Annotated in this window: 16 protein-coding genes and 1 pseudogene; 11 read left to right on the top strand and 6 right to left on the bottom strand. The window is 69.1% G+C overall.

Annotation, left to right across the window (positions count from 1 at the left end; translation table 11 throughout):
• Window positions 1-54 precede the first annotated feature (54 nt).
• The 4 genes from QEG98_RS39330 (at window position 55) to QEG98_RS39315 (ending at window position 4337) form a co-directional block, all read left to right on the top strand.
• Window positions 55-816, top strand: coding sequence for an ABC transporter ATP-binding protein (locus tag QEG98_RS39330; protein ID WP_020478064.1), 762 nt, complete (start codon window positions 55-57; stop codon window positions 814-816).
• 7 nt (window positions 817-823) lie between these two features.
• Entirely contained in the window at window positions 824-1501 is a 678-nt protein-coding gene (locus QEG98_RS39325) for an ABC transporter ATP-binding protein (protein WP_011557063.1), read from the top strand.
• A 62-nt stretch (window positions 1502-1563) separates the two neighbouring features.
• Complete coding sequence (locus tag QEG98_RS39320) at window positions 1564-2997, top strand: sigma-54 dependent transcriptional regulator (protein WP_316564990.1); 1434 nt, start codon at window positions 1564-1566, stop codon at window positions 2995-2997.
• On the top strand, window positions 2994-4337 hold the full coding sequence (locus tag QEG98_RS39315) for a sensor histidine kinase (protein ID WP_316564989.1): 1344 nt from the start codon (window positions 2994-2996) through the stop codon (window positions 4335-4337). The genes QEG98_RS39320 and QEG98_RS39315 overlap by 4 nt, the downstream gene beginning before the upstream one ends.
• Before the next feature lie 3 nt (window positions 4338-4340).
• Here the strand turns inward: QEG98_RS39315 and QEG98_RS39310 are convergent, their stop codons facing one another.
• Complete coding sequence (locus QEG98_RS39310; protein ID WP_140869432.1) at window positions 4341-4871, bottom strand: hypothetical protein; 531 nt, start codon at window positions 4869-4871, stop codon at window positions 4341-4343.
• 1139 nt (window positions 4872-6010) lie between these two features.
• Between QEG98_RS39310 and QEG98_RS42560 the strand changes: the two genes are divergently transcribed.
• Window positions 6011-7648 carry a glycoside hydrolase family 15 protein gene (locus QEG98_RS42560; RefSeq protein WP_410477906.1) on the top strand — a complete coding sequence of 546 codons (1638 nt, stop codon included), beginning with the start codon at window positions 6011-6013 and terminating at the stop codon, window positions 7646-7648.
• Between the two features lie 97 nt (window positions 7649-7745).
• Here the strand turns inward: QEG98_RS42560 and QEG98_RS39300 are convergent.
• A pseudogene (locus tag QEG98_RS39300) lies at window positions 7746-9652 on the bottom strand (penicillin-binding transpeptidase domain-containing protein).
• A 239-nt stretch (window positions 9653-9891) separates the two neighbouring features.
• Here QEG98_RS39300 and QEG98_RS39295 point away from each other — a divergent pair.
• From QEG98_RS39295 to QEG98_RS39270, 6 genes are all read left to right on the top strand, one after another.
• Complete coding sequence (locus QEG98_RS39295; protein WP_316564987.1) at window positions 9892-10386, top strand: CinA family protein; 495 nt, start codon at window positions 9892-9894, stop codon at window positions 10384-10386.
• Window positions 10387-10457: 71 nt separating this feature from the next.
• Complete coding sequence (locus QEG98_RS39290) at window positions 10458-11015, top strand: DUF6484 domain-containing protein (RefSeq protein ID WP_316564986.1); 558 nt, start codon at window positions 10458-10460, stop codon at window positions 11013-11015.
• Window positions 11016-11032: 17 nt separating this feature from the next.
• On the top strand, window positions 11033-11719 hold the full coding sequence (locus QEG98_RS39285; RefSeq protein ID WP_316564985.1) for an AHH domain-containing protein: 687 nt from the start codon (window positions 11033-11035) through the stop codon (window positions 11717-11719).
• 16 nt (window positions 11720-11735) lie between these two features.
• On the top strand, window positions 11736-12338 hold the full coding sequence (locus QEG98_RS39280; protein WP_316564984.1) for an imm11 family protein: 603 nt from the start codon (window positions 11736-11738) through the stop codon (window positions 12336-12338).
• 149 nt (window positions 12339-12487) lie between these two features.
• On the top strand, window positions 12488-13090 hold the full coding sequence (locus tag QEG98_RS39275) for an imm11 family protein (protein ID WP_316564983.1): 603 nt from the start codon (window positions 12488-12490) through the stop codon (window positions 13088-13090).
• A gap of 46 nt (window positions 13091-13136) precedes the next feature.
• Window positions 13137-13880, top strand: a complete 744-nt coding sequence (locus QEG98_RS39270; RefSeq protein WP_316564982.1) for a hypothetical protein — start codon at window positions 13137-13139, stop codon at window positions 13878-13880.
• Window positions 13881-13888: 8 nt separating this feature from the next.
• On the opposite strand, the gene QEG98_RS39265 is transcribed toward QEG98_RS39270, so the two are convergent.
• The 4 genes from QEG98_RS39265 to QEG98_RS39250 form a co-directional block, all read right to left on the bottom strand.
• On the bottom strand, window positions 13889-16423 hold the full coding sequence (locus tag QEG98_RS39265) for a TIGR02270 family protein (RefSeq protein ID WP_316564981.1): 2535 nt from the start codon (window positions 16421-16423) through the stop codon (window positions 13889-13891).
• 75 nt (window positions 16424-16498) lie between these two features.
• Entirely contained in the window at window positions 16499-16963 is a 465-nt protein-coding gene (locus QEG98_RS39260) for a DUF4150 domain-containing protein (protein WP_090493726.1), read from the bottom strand.
• A 116-nt stretch (window positions 16964-17079) separates the two neighbouring features.
• Window positions 17080-18072 (bottom strand): DUF2169 domain-containing protein, encoded by a 993-nt coding sequence (locus QEG98_RS39255; protein ID WP_316564980.1) that lies wholly within the window; start codon window positions 18070-18072, stop codon window positions 17080-17082.
• A 144-nt stretch (window positions 18073-18216) separates the two neighbouring features.
• Window positions 18217-18843 (bottom strand): hypothetical protein, encoded by a 627-nt coding sequence (locus QEG98_RS39250; protein ID WP_316564978.1) that lies wholly within the window; start codon window positions 18841-18843, stop codon window positions 18217-18219.
• Window positions 18844-18962: the final 119 nt, after the last annotated feature.

Below are 18962 nucleotides of genomic sequence, written 5' to 3'. Positions count from 1 at the left end.
GATGGAGACTTCAGACATGACCGCGTGGAACGCGGTGGAGCGGGTGGGTCAGCGATGATGACGAACGACACGAAGACGGCTGCTTCCCCGGAAGGCGCGGTGGCGCAGGAGGACGCGGGCGCGGAGCCCGGCAAGGCGCTCATCCACCTGGACGGACTGACCAAGGTTTTCGAGACCGAGGACGTGGAGACGCACGCGCTCTCCAACATCCACCTCAACGTGCGCAAGGGAGAGTGGGTGGCGATTGTCGGCCCGTCGGGCTCGGGCAAGTCCACGTTGCTGGCGGTGCTGGGGCTGCTGGACACGGCGACGCGCGGGGCCTACCTGTTGGACGGGCGCAGCGTGTTGGACCTGTCCGCGACGGACCGGGCGCTGGTGCGCAACCGGCACATCGGCTTCATCTTCCAGAGCTTCAACCTCATCGGCGACCTGACGGTGTTCGAGAACGTGGAGCTGCCGCTGACGTACCGGGGCATGCCCGCCGCCGAGCGAAAGCAGCGGGTGGAGCGCGCGCTGGAGAAGGTGGGCATGGCGCACCGGGCCCGTCACATGCCGGGGCAGCTCTCCGGTGGTCAGCAGCAGCGCGTGGCGGTGGCGCGCGCGGTGGCGGGCGACCCGCTCATCCTCCTGGCGGACGAGCCCACGGGTAACCTGGACTCGAAGAACGGCGAGGCGGTGATGCAGCTCTTGACGGAGCTCCACAAGGGCGGCGCCACCATCTGCATGGTGACGCACGACCCGGCGCACGCGCGCGTGGCCACCCGCACGGTGAGCCTCTTCGACGGCCGCATCGTCCAGGACGAGCAACGCCGCTGAGACGGACATGCCATCTCCGCTCATCTCCCTGAGGAACGTCGAGAAGTCCTACCCCCTGGCTGGCGGCCGGGCCTGGGTGCTGCGCCGCATCGACCTGGACATCCAGCCGGGCGAGTTCGTCACGCTGATGGGGCCGTCGGGCGCGGGCAAGTCCACGCTGCTCTCCATCCTGGGCATGCTGGACGTGGACTGGACGGGCGAGTACCTGCTGGATGGCCAGGCGGTACATGCCATGAAGCCCAAGGCGCGCGGGGAGCTTTCCCGGCGCACCATCGGCTTCGTGTTCCAGCAGTACCACCTGCTGGACAACCTGACGGTGGCGGAGAACCTGGAGGTGCCGCTGTCCTACCGCGACCTCAAGCGCGGCGAGCGCGAGGCCCTGGTGGGCGACATGCTGGACCGCTTCCAGCTCGTGGGGAAGAAGGACCTCTTCCCCTCGCAGCTCTCCGGTGGGCAGCAGCAGCTCGTGGGCATCGCCCGGGCGCTCATCGCCAACCCCAAGGTGCTGCTGGCGGACGAGCCCACGGGCAACCTCCATTCGCAGCAGGCGAAGCAAATCATGGAGGTCTTCCAGGGCCTCAACCGGGACGGCACCACCATCATCCAGGTGACGCACTCGGAGGCGAACGCCGCCTACGGCCACCGCGTCATCCAGCTCGCGGATGGTTGGTTGCAGGGCGCCTGAGGTCCCTGGCCGCCCACAACCCGCGCGACCGCCGCCGGTTGTTTCTGGCACATTCCCCCCTATTGGTGTCCCCCGTGTCTGAATCCGCGCCCCCCCTCCCGAATCCCCCCAGCGCCGCCGCGCGGCCTCCGTGTGTCCTCGTCGCCGACGACCAGGCGGACGTCCTGGAGGCCCTCCGGCTGCTCCTCAAGCGGGACGGACTCACCGTCGTCACCTCGCAGTCGCCCGCGGGTGCGCTCGCCACGCTGGAGGCCGAGGACGTGGACCTGGTCCTGATGGACCTGAACTACGCGCGCGACACCACGTCCGGGCAGGAGGGCATCGACCTGCTTGGCCGCATCCGCGCGCAGGATGCATCCCTGCCGGTGGTGGTGATGACGGCGTGGGGCAGCGTGGAGGGCGCGGTGGAGGCCATGCGCGCCGGTGCTCGCGACTATGTGCAGAAGCCCTGGGACAACACGCGCCTGCTGGCCACGCTGCGCACCCAGTTGGAGCTGCGCCGGGCGCTGAAGCGCAGCCGCCGGCTGGAGGAGGAGAACCAACACCTGCGCCGGGGGCAGGGCAATCAGCTCGCCATGGTGTCCGAGTCGCGGTCCATGCAGCCGGTGCGGCGGCTCATCGAGCGGGTGGCGCCGTCGGGCGCCAACGTGCTGGTGACGGGCGAGCACGGCACGGGCAAGGAGGTGGTGGCTCGGCTGATTCATGGGGGCTCCACGCGCTCCGAGCGGGCCTTCGTCGCGGTCAACTCAGGCGGCCTGTCCGAAGGCGTCTTCGAGAGCGAGCTGTTCGGCCACGTGAAGGGCGCCTTCACGGACGCGAAGACGGACCGCATCGGCTGCTTCGAGCTGGCGGACGGCGGCACGCTCTTCCTGGACGAGATTGGCAACATGCCGCTGTCGCAGCAGGCCAAGCTGCTGCGCGTGCTCCAGACGGGCGAACTGCACCCGGTGGGCTCGTCGAAGACGCGGCGGGTGGACGTGCGCGTGGTGAGCGCCACCAACGTGGACCTGTCACGGGCGGTGGCGGAGGGCCGCTTCCGGGAAGATTTGCTGTACCGCCTCAACACGGTGGAGGTGCAGCTGCCGCCCCTGCGCGAGCGTCGCGAGGACATCCCGCTGCTGGCCGCGCACTTCCTGGCCGAACAGGGCCGGCGCTACGGCAGGCCCAACGTCCGGCTGTCCTCGGAGGCGCTGGAGGCCCTGCTGGCCTATGCGTGGCCGGGCAACGTGCGCGAGCTGGAGCACGCCGTGGAGCGCGCGATGCTGATGGCGTCGGGTGACGAGGTGACGCAGGAGGACCTGCTGCTCAAGCGGGCCGGCCGTGAGGGCATGACGCGGCTGGAGGAGATGACGCTGGAGGAGGTGGAGCGCTACCTCATCGAGCGGGCGCTGGCGCGGCACGAAGGCAACGTGAGCGAGGCGGCGAAGGGACTGGGGCTGTCGCGCAGCGCGCTGTACCGGCGGCTCCAGTACTACGGCATCAAGGGCGCTCGGTGAGCGAGGAGCGCCGGCCACCGCCGCATGACCTGCAGGTGCTCGGGCTCGCGTGGCTCGCGGGCCTGCCGGGTTCGGTGGCCGCGCTCGTGCTGGTGTGGTTGGGGGACTTCTCTTCCAAGGTGCAGTGGACGCTGACCTCCCTGGTGGTGGGCACCTTCCTGGGCGTGGGCCTGCTGGTGCGCGAACGGGTGATGCGGCCGCTGCACGCGGTGGCCAACCTGTTGGCCGCGCTGCGTGAAGGGGACTACTCCGTGCGCGGCCGGGGCGCGCGGGCGGGGGACGCGCTGGGCGAGGTGCTGCTGGAGGTGAACGCGCTGGGGGACACCCTGCGTGAGCAGCGGCTGGGCGTGCTGGAGGCGGGCGCGCTCCTGGAGCAGGTGATGGAGGAGATTGACGTCGGCGTGCTGGCCTTCGACGTGGCGGGCACGCTGCGGCTGGTGAACCGCGCGGGCGAGCGGCTGCTGGGCGCGTCACGCTCGCAGTTGGTGGGCAAGGGCGCCGGAGCCCTGGGCCTGACGGACCTGCTGGAGGGCGACGTGCCTCGCAGGCTGACGCGCTCCTTCGCGGAGGAGGGCGGCCCCTACGAGCTGCGGCGAGGCTCCTTCCGGCAGGGCGGCCTGCCGCACCAGTTGGTGGTGCTCGCGGACCTGCGGCTGGCATTGCGTGAGCAAGAGCGCGAGGCCTGGCAACGGCTGGTGCGGGTGTTGAGCCACGAAATCAACAACTCGCTGGCGCCCATCGGCTCCATCGCGGAGGCGCTGCGCGACACGTTGCTCATGGCGCCGCGTCCGTCCGACTGGGAAGAGGACGCGAAGAGCGGACTGGGCATCGTCGCCCGTCGCTCCCAATCCCTGGCACGCTTCATGTCCGCCTACGCCAGCCTCGCGCGGTTGCCGCCTCCGACGCTGGGCGCCGTGGAGGTGGACGCGTGGGTGCGCCGGGTGGCCGCGCTGGAGAAGCGCCGGAAGGTGGGCGTGCGCGCGGGCCCCGGGTTGGTGCTGCGGGGCGACGTGGACCAGCTGGAGCAGTTGCTCATCAACCTGGTGCGCAACGCGGTGGACGCGGTGCTGTCCGCGCCGGAGGCCGCGGGGGACGTCTGGGTGTCGTGGGCCGTGCTGTCGCCGGGCGCGGTGGAGGTCTGGGTGGAGGACGAGGGCCCCGGCATGACGGACACGGGCAACCTCTTCGTGCCCTTCTTCACCACCAAGCCCCAGGGCAGCGGCATCGGCCTGGCGCTCAGCCGGCAAATCGCGGAGGCCCACGGGGGCAGCCTGCGTCTGGAGAACCGCCCCGAGGGCAAGGGCTGCCGCGCGCGCTTGAAGCTGCCTCAGGGCGCGTGAGCCTCAGGCCACCTGGGCACGGCGCGTCGTCGTCGGAGGCGCGTCGTACTCGGGCGTGAGGTCCACCACGTCGTTGGTGAGCAGGTGATAGACGATGCAGTTGCTCACCCAGAAGAACAGGGCGCTGTAGTGGACGTAGACGAGCGGTGAGCCGGGCCACACCTGAAGCGGATGGTTGAAGACATTGGCCGCGACGTAGCCGCCCACCCATTCGCCCACCCAGCACACCCCGGCGCCAATGGCCAGCCGCGGCCAGACCTTCACGCGGCGTGGGTAGAACCAGAAGAAGTGCAGGCTCCACAGGAGCGCCACGCAGCCGGCCCACAGGATGAGGCTCCCGAAGGAGAACCAGTGGTACGGCGACTTGGGGAACACCCAACCCCAGTCCCCATTCATCCACCGCCAGGCCACGTTCTGCGCCAGCTCCATGAACCAGAAGAGCGGGGCGACGTAGAGCACCTGCGTCAGCAGGACGCGAAGGAAGGTGCCGCGGTTCTGCCAGGTCAGCCTCGCGGGCCGGGCGAGCGAAGTCATGAGGTCCCCTGCGGCGGGCGGTGGGTCGTCCGGTGCCGCGTCACCAGTCAGTACGTGATGAGTCCCATTTCTTGAGGGGAGGGTGGCGACAGGTGGTTGCGCGGAGGCGCCAGAGTCCCGGCTGAACCCCTGTTGAAACAGCCTTTTCCAGGAAGGTCAGCAAGACCGTTGGCCTGAGACGGGAAGGGTCCCAGAATCCGCCGGATGATTCCCACCCCCCGCCAGTATCACCGACCTGGCCAGCCGCCCGTGCTGCTCCTCGCGCTGCTGTGCACCGTGGGCGCCGGCGCCCGCGCGGAGGTTCCCATCCAGCGCTCCTTCCTGCGCCTGCCGTCGTCCAACGGGCATGGCGCGGTGATGTTGGACGTGGAGCAGCGCAAGGTGACGCACTTCCGCGAGCACCTGTTCGCCACCGAGGAGCCCGTCATCGACGCGGCGGGCAATGACGTCCTCGAGAATGGCCAGCCGAAGGTGATTCACGCCCGCGACCTGCTCTTCGACGCGTTCTTCGGGCTGCGCTCCGGGGGCACGCAGCGCTGGCTCAGCACGCAGGAGGCGGACCGGGACGCCAGCGGCTACGCGGCGTGGGCGCCGGAGAAGACGGGCGGTACGGGGCTGGGCGCGCTGGTGCAGCGGGTGGGAACGCTGGAGGCGACGACGTTCGTCTTCGCGCCGCAGGGCCTGCCGCACGCGTCCTTCGTCATGGCGCTGCGCGTGCGCAACACCGGCACGTCGGCCGTCACGGGCTTGAGTGCCTTCTCGCTCCACAACTTCCACCTGGGCTTCGGCCGTCCGGGCGTGATGGCGGACCTGGATGAGAATGGCGAGACGGTGGAGTTGAGCGGCAACGACTTCGTGGAGAAGGGCTTCGCGGGGGTGTTGGTGGCGCGGCCGCTGGGCACGGTGGCCCGGAAGTCGGCGTGGCTGTCCACGACGACGGGCTCGCAGAACGCCTACTCGGTGGTGAATGGGGGCGGCGGGCAGGACCTGCAGGACTTCACGGCGCAGCCCTCTGCGGGCACGGGCTGGGTGACGGCGTACCAGTTCAACCTGGGGGACATCCCGGCGGGCGCGGAGCGGTGGGTGGGCGTGGCCTTCGCGCACCACGGTGACCCCGCGGCCGGGGCTACGGTGCGGCAGTGGCTGACGGAGTACGCAGGCGCGTCCGGCGCCCAGGCGCTGGTGGACGCGGAAGTGGCGCGGTGGGCGGCATTCCAGACGGACACGGTGAAGGTGCCGGCGGGCATGTCGGCGGACGAGGAGTCCCTGCTGCGGCACTCGGCGGTGGTGCTGCACATGGCGCAGGTGCGTTCGCGCGACGTGTACCTGCGCGAGTTCCTGTCGAGGGATGGCGAGCCGCGCCGCACGCGCTTCAAGGCGCCCGGCGGAACGCCGGCGTCGCTGCCGGCGTGGTTCGCCACGCGGGCCACGGCGCGGTGCTGGCGAGCCTGCCGCCGGGGCAGTGGACGTACGCCTGGATTCGGGACGGGGCCTACGCGGTGGCGGCCATGGCCACGTTGGGCATGCAGAGCGATGCCCGCGACGCGCTGTCCTACTACCTCAACGCGGACAGTGGCCGCTTCCAGCACTGGCGTGAGCTGGAGCCGTATTCGATGCCGCCGTACATCATCACCCTCACGCGCTACCACGGCTTCGGCGTGGAGGAGACGGACTTCAACGAGGCGGGGCCGAACATCGAGTTCGACGGCTTCGGTCTCTTCCTGTGGGCGCTGCGGCACTACGAGCGGACGACGGGCGACACCACGCTGGTGGACCAGACCTGGCCCACGGTGTCCACGAAGGTGGGGGACGCGCTGGTGGCGCTCATCAACCCGGTGACGGGGCTCATCCGTCCGGACTCGTCCATCTGGGAAACGCACTGGAAAGGGCGGCAGCGGTCGTGGACGTACACCAGCCTCACGGCGGCGCGCGGCCTGTGTGACGCGGCGGAGCTGGCGCAGCGGGTGGGCGACACGGAGCGCGCGCAGCGCTACCGGCAGGCGGGCGAGTCCTTGCGCCGGGCGATGGCGGAGCAGCTGACGGACAGGAACTTCGCGCTGGCCTCGAACCTGGAGGAACTGAGGAAGGGCAGGGGCTACTGGGACGCGGCGGTGTTCGACGCGTTCGCCTTCGAGCTGTTCGACCCGGCGGGGAAGATTGCCCAGGCGACCTATCATGGACTGGACCTGCGCCTGTCCTCACCGGCGGGTGCGGGCTGGCAGCGCAACGATGACCGCTATGACCACCCGGATGGCGCGGACTTGAGCCCTTGGGGCGGCGAGTACGACAGCGCGGAGTGGGTCATCGTCAGCCTGCGCGGCGCGATGGCCAAGCGCATGGGCGGCGATGTGGCGCGTGCTGACCGCGTGCTGAAGTGGGTGACGGACCAGTCGCTGAAGAACTACCTGGCCGTGGCGGAGACGTATGACGAGCTGAACGGCACGTATAAGTACAACACGCCCATGGCGGGCTTTGGCGCGGGCGCCTATGCACTGGCGCTGGACCACCGCGCGGCCGGTGTGAGTGACCCGGCGTGTGGCGCGTACTTCGATGAGAGCACGCTGACGAAGCCGCCGGACGCGGGCACGGGCACGCTGGACGCGGGCACGCAGCAACCGGACGCGGGGCCGCAGACGCCCGACGCGGGCACTTCGTCGGATAGCGGCGCGGACGTGGGCGGTGGCGGCTGCAACGCGACGGGGCCGGGCGCGGTGGCGCTGTGGGTGACGATGGCGTTCGCGGGACTGGCCATGGCGCTGCGTCGTCGCGGGGCCTGAGCGTCGGCGGCGCGCGGCGCGAGGAGCGCCGCGCGCTGTGGACTCGCGTGGCGCTGCGCCGTTGCGGAGCCTGTGAGTGAAAGAGCGCTCGGGCGCGTTACAGCGCACCCGCGAACTTCGCGGCGATGGGCGCGGCGACGCGCCCGCCCACGCCGCCGCCTTCCACCAGGACGGCGAATCCCACGCCCTTTCGAAACCCGATGAACCACGCGTGCGTGGGCAGCGGCGCCACGGTGCCGAACTCGGCGGTGCCTGTCTTGCCGCCGAGCCCGGGCACCTGCCGGCCGGCCTTCCCGGAGCCTTCCATCACAACGGCGCGCATCAGCGCGGACAGCGGCGCCCGGACGCCGTCCGAGAGCGGGCTGCTCGGTCCGCCGTCCAGTCCTTCCACGAGGTAGGGCGCGCGCCACTCGCCAGACTCCGCCGCCGCGGCGACCGAGGCCATGTGCATGGGCGTCGCGAGCACCCGCCCCTGACCGATGGCGGCGGCCGCCAGTTCGATGGCATCCGCGGGCGCGGGGAACGATGCACCGGCGGAAGTCAGCCCGGGGAAGTAGGGCACATCGAAGCCGAACCGGCGAGCCGCGGCACTCAGCGCATCACCGCCGAGCCCCGTCGCGAGCGTCACGAACGCGGTATTGCACGAGTGGGCGAACACCTGTCGCAGCGTGGTGTCACCCAGGGACTCTCCCTCGAAGTTCCGGAAGGGCTTGGTGCGCACCATCGTCATCGGCGGGCACGCGACAGGGGAGTCCACTCGCATGCCTCGGGCGAGCAGCGCCTCCGTGGTGACGACCTTGAACGTGGACCCGGGCGGGTAGCGGCCGGTGAGGGCACGGTGCAGCGGCTGCGAGAGCGGCCGGCTGGCCACGGCGAGGATGGCCCCCGTGGCGCTGTCCACGGCGACGAGGGCCGCGGGGTGGGCCACACCGTCGAGCGCGGCCTCCGCGGCGGCCTGGACCTCGCGGCGCAGCGTGGTGGACAGGGGCGCTCCCGGCTCGCCCTCGAAGTGGAAGAGGACCTGCGTCTTGCCCGAGGGGCGCATGAGCAGGACGTCACCGGAGGGGCTGCCCGCGAGCTGGACCTCGTATGCCCGCTCCAGGCCGGACAGGCCCACGAGGTCTCCAGGCAGATAGGTGGGGCCCATCTGCGGCAGCAGCTCGGCCGTCACTTCGCCAACGCGGCCCAGGGTGTGCGCCGCGAAGCCGTCCGTCGGGGTACGGGCGCTCTTGCGGCGGAAGAAGATGCCGGGCACGGGGGCCAGCGCCGGGCGCACCTGTTGGTAGCGCGCGGGGGCAGGTCGATGATGGGCACGAAGCGGCTCGTCGCGGTGCCCGCCGCGCTCAGCGCCGCGTCGAACTGTGCGGTGCTCACACCGGTATGTGCCTGGAGCGCCGCCGCCACGTCCGCGCGGTTCCGGACGCGGGTGGGGTCGACGCCGATGGTGATGACCTCTCCGTGGAGGGTGAGTGGCGTTCCCTGCGCGTCGAGAATGTCGGCCCGCTGCGGGGCCGTGCGGGTGCGGGAGAAGAGGTCACCCTCGCGGGCCTCGGGGTGCAGCGTGGCGGGAGTCCACTGGACGCGCCACTGGCCTTGGTGACGGACGAAGCGCAGCGCTCCTTCCAGCTCCCATTCCCCGAGCCCGCGCAGCAGGTGCACGGCGCGGTAGGTGGCCACCCTGGCGTCGCCATCGCGCTGGAAGGGTCCGAGCTCGAACTGGGAGGAGACGATGCGCAGCCCGTCGCGGAACTGCTGGTGCATCACCTCGAAGTACGCGGGCGGGTTGACGACGGCGCGCCGCATGGAGGCGGTATCCCCCGCAGCCCAGGCGCGCAGATAGCCCTCGGCCTCGGCGACCGGGCCCGTGACGACCGGTTCTGCTGGGACTGGCACAGGGGCAGGGGCCACCGGCCTGGACGCACAGGCCGCCAGGAATGCGGCCATCAGGGCCAGGACTCCAACCTTCCACGCTCGCCAGGACACGGGCGGCACTCTGTTGCGCACGAGTGCGGATGGGTCAAGGAATCCGCCGTTGAGGGCACCCGGAGTGCGGCCAGGGTATGTCGGTCAACGGACTGCGCGACCGTGGACGGTGTCCCCGCCCCGGTGCGCCGACTGGGCCCCACGTCCGGCTGCTACGGTGGCCTCGGACGCGGCGCCCCGAGCGAGGACACGGCCGGGAACGCACGGCGTGACCGTTCTTGGGCGTGCAGGTCCGCCGCGGATGCGATGGAGTGGGGCGCATGACGGAAGCATCTCTGGAGGCCTTGGCGCGGCAGGCGCTGGAGCGGTGTCGCGCGGCGGGCGTGCGCCTGGCGTTGGTGGAGGCCTGCACGGGAGGGCTGCTGGGCGCGACGTTGACCGAGGTGCCCGGCGCCTCCGCGGTGGTCGAGCGTGGCTTCATTCCCTACTCGTATGAGTCCAAGGTGGAACAGCTCGGCGTGCCGCTGGCGTTGCTGCAAGCGCATGGCTCCGTCAGCGCCGAGGCCGTGGAGGTCATGGCCCATGGTGCCCTGGCGCGCTCCACGGCGGACTGGGTGCTGGTGGAGACAGGCATCGCGGGACCCGGAGGCGGCACGCCGCAGAAGCCCGTGGGCCTGGCCTACCTCGCGGTGCTCCAGCGGGGTGGACAGGCCACGGTGGAGCGGCACGTCTTCACTGGGGACCGAGGTCAGATCCGGCGCGCCATCGTGGGCCGGAGCCTGGCGCTGCTGGTGGAGTGGTTGGGAAGGGCCTGATATCGTTCAGGTCCGCCGTCTCCTTGGGGCGAAGGTCGCACTGTACGGCACGACGTCGGATTGGGGGGCCCATGGCCTCGAATGATGATGGCGCCAAGCCCGAGAAGACGCTCCAAGCCGCTCACCGGGAGCCCATCACCGGGGCGCGTGTTGGCAGGCTCATGGGGGTGAATCCGGAGGGGCTGGCGCTGGTGGACTTCGCGGGCAATCCGACGTCCATGCCGGTCGCGGCCCGGAGCTTCGTCTCGCTCGGGGCTGAGCAGTTGCGTTCGGCGGTGGAAGAGCGCCGAGAGGTCGTGCTGCTGTTCGAGGACGGTGACCCCGCACGTCCGCTTCTGGTCGCACTGGCTCAAGCCACCAGCGCTCCTTCGCTGCTGGAGCAGTTGCTGGAGGTGGCGAGCCGTCCCGAGGCCGCTGCTGGCGCTCCGGCGCCCTCCGTACCCGAGGCGAAGGACACCCCGAAGGAGGACCGGTTGGTGCTCGGCGCCGAGAAGGAAATCGTGTTGCGTGTAGGCGAGGCAAGCATCACGCTGCGTCGGGACGGCACCATCCTTCTTCGAGGGGTTCGAGTGGAGAGCCGGGCCTCGGGGCTCCAGCTCATTCGCGGTGGTAAGATTGAGTTGAACTGAGTTCCACGGGGGCACGCATGGCGAAGGCAGATCATCTCGCTGGAATGGGCAAGCTGAAGGCCCGGCTCAGGCGCTCGCGTGACTATCGGGATAAAGGCCACAAGCACATCAAGGGCAATGGTGGCCGGAACAAGATCTACGCGGACCTTGAGATCATCCAGGGCGTGCTCCAGGCGCGAGGCACCCGTGTTCGTGGGGACAAGCGAATCAAGCCTGGCAGCCTGACGCATGCGCGCCGATACACCTTCGTCCACGGCCAGAACTTCAAGATTGGCCAGTCCCCGTACATCAACCAGGCACACCATCTGCTTCCGGAGGAGGCCTTCTCCGATAAGTACTTCGACAGTGACCAGATGCGGATGCTTCGGGGCGTGGACTACAACATCAACAATGGGGAGAACATCATCTTCCTCCCCGCAGTATCGCGTGACTCTGAGTTCCACCGCTTACCCTACCACATGGGTAGTCATCCGGCCTATTCAAAACGGGTGGATGCCGATATGCTCGCCGTTCGCAAGTCGCTGGATTCCGCGCTGGAGAAGGACAAGAAGCACAAGGAGTGGAATCCTCCGACAGACGTCAAGGGTTTGCTGATGAGGCTCCAGGTGAAGTACTGGACCATGGTGTCCACGGCAGGCCCCATCAACATCAACTTGTTCACCAAGCCCGCTCCGAAGAAACGGGCCTTGGGGAAGAAGCGCTGAAGTGGAGCGGATTGGCGTGAGCTACTACCCCTGGGTGGACGACGACGAGGACGAGTCCTTCGCGTGGCTGGAGGCTTCCCGCAAGGAAGAGCTGGATGGACGCAGTCACCTCCTCTCGGAGGGCGTCCGCTGTGCGGAATGGTTCCCGAAGGGCCTTGTCTTCGACTTGTCGAAGGAGGGAGGACGCACGCTGACGGACAGCATCCCGAACGCGTTCGGAATGCTGGTGGTCTCCGAAAAGCTCAAGGGCATCCTGGAGCAGGAGACGCCGGCGGATTCCATCGAATACCTGCCCATGCGCCTCCGGACGCCCCGCAAGAAAGTCCTGACCACGCCCTATTACATCGCCAACGTGCTGGGGTCGGTCGCGTGCATGAACGCGAAGAAGTCCGACTTCGACATGAACGACATCACCAAGGATCAGGTGCTGTATTTCCGGCGGTTGGCCCTCAACGAGAAGAAGATCCCCAAGGACGTGAAGATCTTCCGGCTCGCGGAGCAGACCAGTCTCATCCTGGTTCGTGAAGACTTGGGGCAGCGAATCGTGGACGAAGACTGCTTGGGAATGTTGTTCCAGGAGTTGGAGGATTTTGGCTCCGAGTTCCGCGAGCGGGCCTGAGTCATGCATTAGCGGTGAGGCTTGAGTCGTCTCCTTCCTTCGGTGTCGCGCGACTCGGGGCTCCACCGGTTGCCCCGCAACGAGTGAGAAGTCATCAGCTCCGAAGAAGCAGGCCTTCGCGAAGTAGCGCTGAAGTGGAGCGGATTGCCGTGAGCTACTACCCCTGGGTGGACGACGACGAGGACGAGTCCTTCGCGTGGCTGGACTCTTCCCGCAAGGAAGAGTTGGATGGGCGCGGTTACCTCCTCGCGGAGGGTGTCCGCTGCGAGGAATGGTTCCCGAAGGGCCTTATCTTCGACTTGTCGAAGGAGCGGGGGAGCACGCTGACGGACAGCATCCCGAACACGTTCGCAATGCTGGTGGTGTCCGAAAAGCTCAAGGGCATCCTGGAGCAGGAGACACCGGCGGATTCCATCGAATACCTGCCCATGCGCCTCCGGACGCCCCGCAAGAAAGTCCTGACCACGCCCTATTACATCGCCAACGTGTTGGGGTCGGTCGCGTGTATGGACGCGAAGAAGTCCGACTTCAGCATGAGTTCCATCGTCAAGACGCAGGTGAGGCGTTTTCGACGATTGGCCCTCAATGAGAAGAAGATCCCCAAGGACGTGAAGATCTTCCGGCTCGCGGAGCAGACCAGCCTCATCCTGGTTCGTGAAGACCTGGGCCAGCGAATCGTGGACGAGGACTGCCTGGGCGTGTTGTTCCAGGAGTTGGAGGACTTCGGCTCCGAGTTCCGCGGGCGGGCCTGAGCCGTGCACTCACCTTGAGGCTGGAACAGTCAGCGGGAGCTCGTCGATGCTGAAGATGGACTTCATTCGCGAGAATGCGTTTTTTGCGGTTGAGGAGCTGGAGAAAGGGCTGAAGCAGCCGCTCACAGCGATCCAGCGAGAGACGCTGCTGACGCGGCTCTCTACGTACCTTCGCATCGCCGCCATCAGCACCTTGCTGGTGGAGGCGGACACGCCCGCCTTCCGGCGGTGCCTGCGTCAGTCCGCCACCGCTCGCAGGGACTTGCTGGCCGAAGCCCAAGCGCGTTCAGACGCGACTCCAGGGCGGTTCGCGTGTGCCAGCCGCACGGCGCCGCTGTTCGATGCGCTCGCCGCGGGCGAGGCCGGTCTGGCGCAGGAAATCGCCCGGCATTCGCCCCGCCAATGGTCGGAGAAGGACGAGTTCGAGGATGACTTCCGTTACGCGGACTTCCTCCACGAACTCCTGCTCGCGGGAACCCAGGGGCTCTCCGCTGGGGCCGAGCGTGCCCTCTCCGCTTTCCAGCAGTGCTCCGCCGACACGGGCTCCACGCGGCTTGCCGTGTGCGAAGCCCTCGCGTCAGCGGACCAGGACGCGTTCGACATTGCGCTGGATGAGTTGCTGGTTGAGCGGGCCCAAGAGTTCAAGGACGCGGGCGTGCCGTCCCACCCAGAGCGCTTCCAGACCGAGCGCCACATCTTCGTCGAGGGTCTCGCCCTGCTCCGGTTGGCGGAGGGCCGGCAATTGCGGACCCACCCCGAGTACCGGATGCTTCCTCGGCTCGCGCGCTGACGTCTGCCTCAGCGTGCGGAGGGCGGGCGCAGGTGGAAGGCTGCCCGCTCCCCGTTCCATCCCCAGAGCCAGGTCAGGACGCCCGACGTGGGCAGGTAGCCTCTCGCGAACCCGCGCGCCGCCATGCAGACCGCGACGGCACCGGTCGCGGCGCCCAACCCTCCCCACACATCCGCGGGGTACCAGGTGACAGCCTCCTTCAAGGGCGCGCTGTTCAGCCGTAGCTGCGCGTAGCCCCAGTCCTGCGCTCGGGGCACGGTGCCGTCGAGGTCCGCGATGACGAGCCCCGTCGTCTGGCCACGGTCCTCGAGGCTCCCGAGCACCTCCGCGATGACGGAGGACAGGGCCACGCCGACGTGCGGCTTGCCTGCGAACAGGTGCTCGGGTTCAGAGGACGCAGCCATGGCGTCGACGTAGGCGACGGCCGGCGTGCCGCGGCGAGAGGCCGCGTCCGCGAGTTCCAGGAGCACGAAGGCCGCGCCCTCGCCGTGCATCAGCCCGGTGGGCCGCTCACGCGTCTTCAGCATTCGGAGCGCGTCCAGTGCGTCCAGCCACTCGAGTTCGACGATGCTGTCGATGCCTCCCACGATGCATCGGTCCAGCGCGCCGGACCGCAGCGCGCGTTCCGCGGCACGCATGGCCGTGACGAAGCCGGGAGAGTCGCCGAAGAAGACGGCCTGCTGGGTGACGCCCCCCGGTACGGCGGCCTGCGCGAGCAGCCGGGGCAGGAGTGTCTCGGCGTAGCGCTCGCGAAGTGTCTCGGCGAGCAGCGGCGTTTCGTCGAAATCAGAGGAGGCATCAGTGTCCTCTGCCTCACCGTCGGGCTCCGTCTCTTCGCTGGCAGCCTGTCGCTCCTGTCGCTCCGCGGCCTCCAGGAGGAAGCCACTGGGAAGGTTGAGGAAGATGCCCGTGCGCGGCCCCGCCTGCATGCCGGAGTGATGTTGGAGGTCCGCCAGGGCAACCGTCCCCAGCCGTACCAGGCGCCCCACACCCGCGTACCCTTGCGTGAGATGCGGGATGGCATGTCCCGTTACGGGGAGCGACTCACCCGAGTCCTCGTCCACGAAGGTGAGGTCCTCGAGCCCGTCTGGCCGGGCCACGCCCACGCGAGCGGCCGCGCAGCTCCCCACCACGCCATCGCCCAGCGACGACACCATCCCGAGACCCGTGATGGCGAGCGCACCCGGTGGGGGCGGGCGCTGCCAGACCACGCGCTGGAAGAGCGCGTCCGCTTGCACGGGGGACTCGTCGACCAGGACGGCCGACGGCGAGAAGGCGCGGAATGGCCCCAGCGGCAATCGCCCCTGCAAGCCCGCCTTCGCTGCCTGGAGTGTCTTCCATTGCCTCGGAGCCCAATCGCGGACGCGAAGCTGGAATGCGCCCTGGCTCCGGATGGCCAGCTCGAGCGCAAGTGCTGAGCGTCTGCGCATGGGGCCCGTCATCAGGGCCTCAAGGAGCGTCTCGGTGCTGAAGGGCTTCCCGCTGAGGTATCGGACCTGGGGCGAGAAATCCTTCTGGACCTGCTGCCACCAGTTCGCCACGGCTCCCGGGGCAGGCACGGGGAGGCCGTGCTCAGGGCCCAGGGGCGGCGCTTCTTCATCTTCGGGTGTATCGGGGGTCCAGGGCTCCGCCTCCGACACGAACGGTCCGGTGAGGACGAGGCCGGTGATGGCGCAAAAGGCCTCCGCCGCCACCTGCGCGACCGACTCGTCCTTCATGGCCTCCAGGAGGGGGCCCACGGCGGTGACGCGCCCGCTGAGCCCCAGCGCCCAGAGCGCCTCTTTTCGCAGCGCTGGCTCCTGGAGTGCCTTCAGGAGCAGGTCCAACTCTTGAGGGTCGCCCCCCATCGCGAGGAGTGCCGCGGAAGGTCCCCAGCCTGCATCCTTGCGACGGACGGCGTCGACACAGTGGGGCCATGCGGAGCCGTGGCCCAGACGCAAGGCGGTCTCCAGCGCCGTGTTGCGGACCTCCGCGTCGTTGGACTCCAGGGCCCGTTGAAGCGCGGCGCGTTCCAGCCGGGAAGGGAAGCGACGGGCGGCGCGCAGTCCCGCCTGGGCCAGGGCGCTGTCCTTCGACGTAACGGCCTCATCCAGTTTCCGGGAGGGAGCCGTCCCCCACGCCGTCAGGATGTCGAGCACCCGCGCCTGTACGGCGGGGGCGCTTTCATCGAGCAAGGCGAGGAGCTGGGGAACAGCGCGAGGGCTCGGGTGGAGCTCCAGCGCCCATGCGGCCCCCTGGCTCGAAGGATGGGCGCCGCCGTCGCCTGCCAGCGTGGACAGCACGGCGCCGAGGTGTTCCTGCCCGGGCTGTGACAGGAGGACGCTGGCGGCACAGGCCACCTGCTCCGGCTCGTCCGATGACAGCGCTGGCAGCAACAACTCCCGGGTGACCCGAGGACCACCGAGCAGCAACGCGTCCAGGCACGCGAGCAGCCGTTGCTCGGGCCCTGCTTGGATTTCCTGCAGGGAATAGTCGGGGGCGAGGAGCCCTTGCTCACGCAGCGTCCAGAAGAAGGACGCGTCCGCGAGGAAGTCTCTGGCCATGTCCATCCGAATGGATGCGTCGTGCCGCTCGGAGGGAAGGGGGCTACCGGGAGGAGGTGACATCGTGGCGCGTTGTTAGATGTCTTCTTCGCAGACAAGGCACTGGGGCTTGCCTTCATTGCCGCCCATGGCGATGACGGGCCCCTGCATGACGGGGAACGGCGGCGTGTTCTTGTCGTTGTGGAGCATCAGGTCGAAGGCGCGCGCCACGTTCTTCCCTTCGAACTTCACGTCGAAGGAGAAGTTGACGAACTCCGCCTTGCCCTTCGTCTTGCTGGAGGCCACGCCCCCGCCCGCGGTGCCGGCTTCGTCGCCGGTGCTCATCTTGAAGTTGGAGTCCTTCACGCAAACCGGGTTGCCGGCCACGGAGACCTTCTTCGTGCCCTTGTCGGTGTCGGAGGACTGGGCCACGTTGGGGTAGGGGATGGGCACGGGCCCGGCCGGGCTGGGTGTCTTGCAAACATCCGGGAAGGCCACGGTGACGCCGCCGCTGTCCTTCGTCACCACGGACATCTTGTTCACACCGGTATTGACCGCCATGCCAGTCACCTCCAGGGGAACAGAATACCCTGGCGGGGCCACGCGGTGCGAGCCAGGCCCCCGCGAAGCTGGAGCGCGGCGGCGCCGCTGGAGACATGTCCCTACGCAGGCTCCGTTCAGGCCGCCTTGGGCGCGCGCGCACCCTGGGCGGTGACCTTCAGGCCCCGCACATCGTGGAGTCCCTCGGCCAGGGTGACGTGTCCACGCCAGAGGAGCGTCACCTGCTCCTCATCGGTGTCCAGGGTCACGGTGTCCAGGTGCATGGGGGGCGTCGCGTCCTTGCCGCCCGCGAGCGTCACGATGACGACCGGCGCAGTCTGCCCGGGGAGCGAGAAGGACAGCCGGCCCTTGGGGGAAGCGCCGGCGATGATGACCGGCTCGTCCCCCTTCAGGTAGCCGGGAGCGATGAGGCCCGGCGCGGCGGCGTTGAAGAACCGCCGGTCGAAGTCCTTGGGCAGCAAGGGCTTGCGCGTCTTGTTCCAGGCCTCGTCGTAGGTCCCGCCGTATCGGGCGCGAGGCTGCCAATGGGGAGACGTGAAGCCGAAGCCCGCGGGCACCACCTTCTGGCCGAAGTGGCGCAGGGGCTCCGTGGCGGGGTCCTCCAGGTTGGGCAGCTTCAGCCCCTCCTCGAAGTGGCGAGGACTGGCGCGGAAGCCCACACCCACGGGGTTGCGCGGCTCGAAGGCCGGCTTCGCGGTGTCTGTCTTGTCCCTGCCGCCGAAGGCGCGCTCCCACGTGAGCGGGATTTTGTCGAAGGGGAGCGGCTTGGTGGCCGTGACGTGCCCCATGCTCTTGAACCAGGTTCGCTCACCCACGACGCGCACGGCCTTCTTCAGCGGCCCGACTTGGAGCGCCACCAGCGCCTCGGTGGCGCCTTTCTGGGGCGGGTAGGCATGGCCAATCAACGCCACGTCCGTGGCCAGCTTGATGAAGGCGCTCTCGGGTTCGAACTTGTCGCTGGACTCGCCGGGCTTGCCCCAGGACTCACCGCTCCACGTCACCGGCACCTGCGTGTCGGCGAGCTTCAGCCCGGAGGGTCCCATGGCATAGGTGGCCTTCACGACGAGCAGCAGCAGGGGGCGCCCGTCCTCGTCGGCGAGGCCCATCATGTCGAAGGCAAAGGGCGTTTCGTTCTCGAGGGTGGGGTGTCCCATGGCTTTTCGACTCGGCGGGCAGGAGGTCCGGCTGCGCCAGCGCAGACGCGCAGTGTAGCAGTCATGCCCCAGGCTGTTCCGAGCGTGCCGTCACTTGGCCTACCACGCCCCCACTGCCAGCAGGCCCACCAGTCCCGCGTACAGGGGCACGTTGAGCGCCAGTGTCAGCCGGTTGATGCGGCGGAACCGGGCCTGCTCTTCGTCCGCGAACCAGATGCCGTCCTCGCCCGTGGTGCGTCCCTCCACGGCGTGGAAGAACAGGGCCGCGTAGGCGACTTCGACGAACAGACTCACGAGCACCAGGCCCAGGAAGGCCAGGGCCCACAGGTCCTCGGGGCCGAGCACGCCCAGCCACCGCGCCCGGCCCCAGAACAGGCCGCCGAGCACCAGCGCGATGCACGCCACGTCATGGGCCACGCCATACGGAGGCCGCCAGCGCTTCACGCCGTAGAGCAGGTACAGCTCCGCCACGCCACGCAGCCACATGAAGGCGGCGAACGCGCCCAGCACGCCTCGCGCCTCCGCCGGCACCGCCACGTCCAGCGCCACCAGCGGGCACGCGAGGAACCACAGGAACACCGCGTAGAAGAGCCACGCCAGCTTGGGTCCGGAGATGCGTCCGCCGCGTGAGCCCTTCACATTCTGCGCGTGACGGAACCCGGCCGCCGCCACGATGCAGACTGCGGCCAGGATGGCGAGAAGGGCTCGGGTGTGCGGAGAGGGCATCGGAAAGCGCGCGTGCTGAAGGACCTGTGCCCGGAGTTTGCAATGCCCCGGGCATGGCATGGATGCATGGACAGGAGGGGCGCTTGCAAGCCCCTGACCTGATTGGACAGGGCGCGCTC

The organism is Myxococcus sp. MxC21-1 (assembly GCF_032612255.1).
Lineage (GTDB): Bacteria > Myxococcota > Myxococcia > Myxococcales > Myxococcaceae > Myxococcus > Myxococcus virescens.
The sequence above is the reverse complement of the archived record's forward strand: the minus strand, read 5'-3'. Positions and strand labels throughout refer to the sequence as shown.

Coding starts and splice junctions, on each gene's coding strand:
- QEG98_RS39330 (WP_020478064.1), top strand. CDS start 55: ATGATGACGAACGACACGAAGACGGCTGCTTCCCCGGAAGGCGCGGTG.
- QEG98_RS39325 (WP_011557063.1), top strand. CDS start 824: ATGCCATCTCCGCTCATCTCCCTGAGGAACGTCGAGAAGTCCTACCCC.
- QEG98_RS39310 (WP_140869432.1), bottom strand. CDS start 4,871: ATGACTTCGCTCGCCCGGCCCGCGAGGCTGACCTGGCAGAACCGCGGC.
- QEG98_RS39295 (WP_316564987.1), top strand. CDS start 9,892: ATGACGGAAGCATCTCTGGAGGCCTTGGCGCGGCAGGCGCTGGAGCGG.
- QEG98_RS39290 (WP_316564986.1), top strand. CDS start 10,458: ATGGCCTCGAATGATGATGGCGCCAAGCCCGAGAAGACGCTCCAAGCC.
- QEG98_RS39285 (WP_316564985.1), top strand. CDS start 11,033: ATGGCGAAGGCAGATCATCTCGCTGGAATGGGCAAGCTGAAGGCCCGG.
- QEG98_RS39270 (WP_316564982.1), top strand. CDS start 13,137: ATGCTGAAGATGGACTTCATTCGCGAGAATGCGTTTTTTGCGGTTGAG.
- QEG98_RS39265 (WP_316564981.1), bottom strand. CDS start 16,423: ATGGCCAGAGACTTCCTCGCGGACGCGTCCTTCTTCTGGACGCTGCGT.
- QEG98_RS39260 (WP_090493726.1), bottom strand. CDS start 16,963: ATGGCGGTCAATACCGGTGTGAACAAGATGTCCGTGGTGACGAAGGAC.
- QEG98_RS39255 (WP_316564980.1), bottom strand. CDS start 18,072: ATGATGGGCCTCGCCGACGAGGACGGGCGCCCCCTGCTGCTGCTCGTC.
- QEG98_RS39250 (WP_316564978.1), bottom strand. CDS start 18,843: ATGCCCTCTCCGCACACCCGAGCCCTTCTCGCCATCCTGGCCGCAGTC.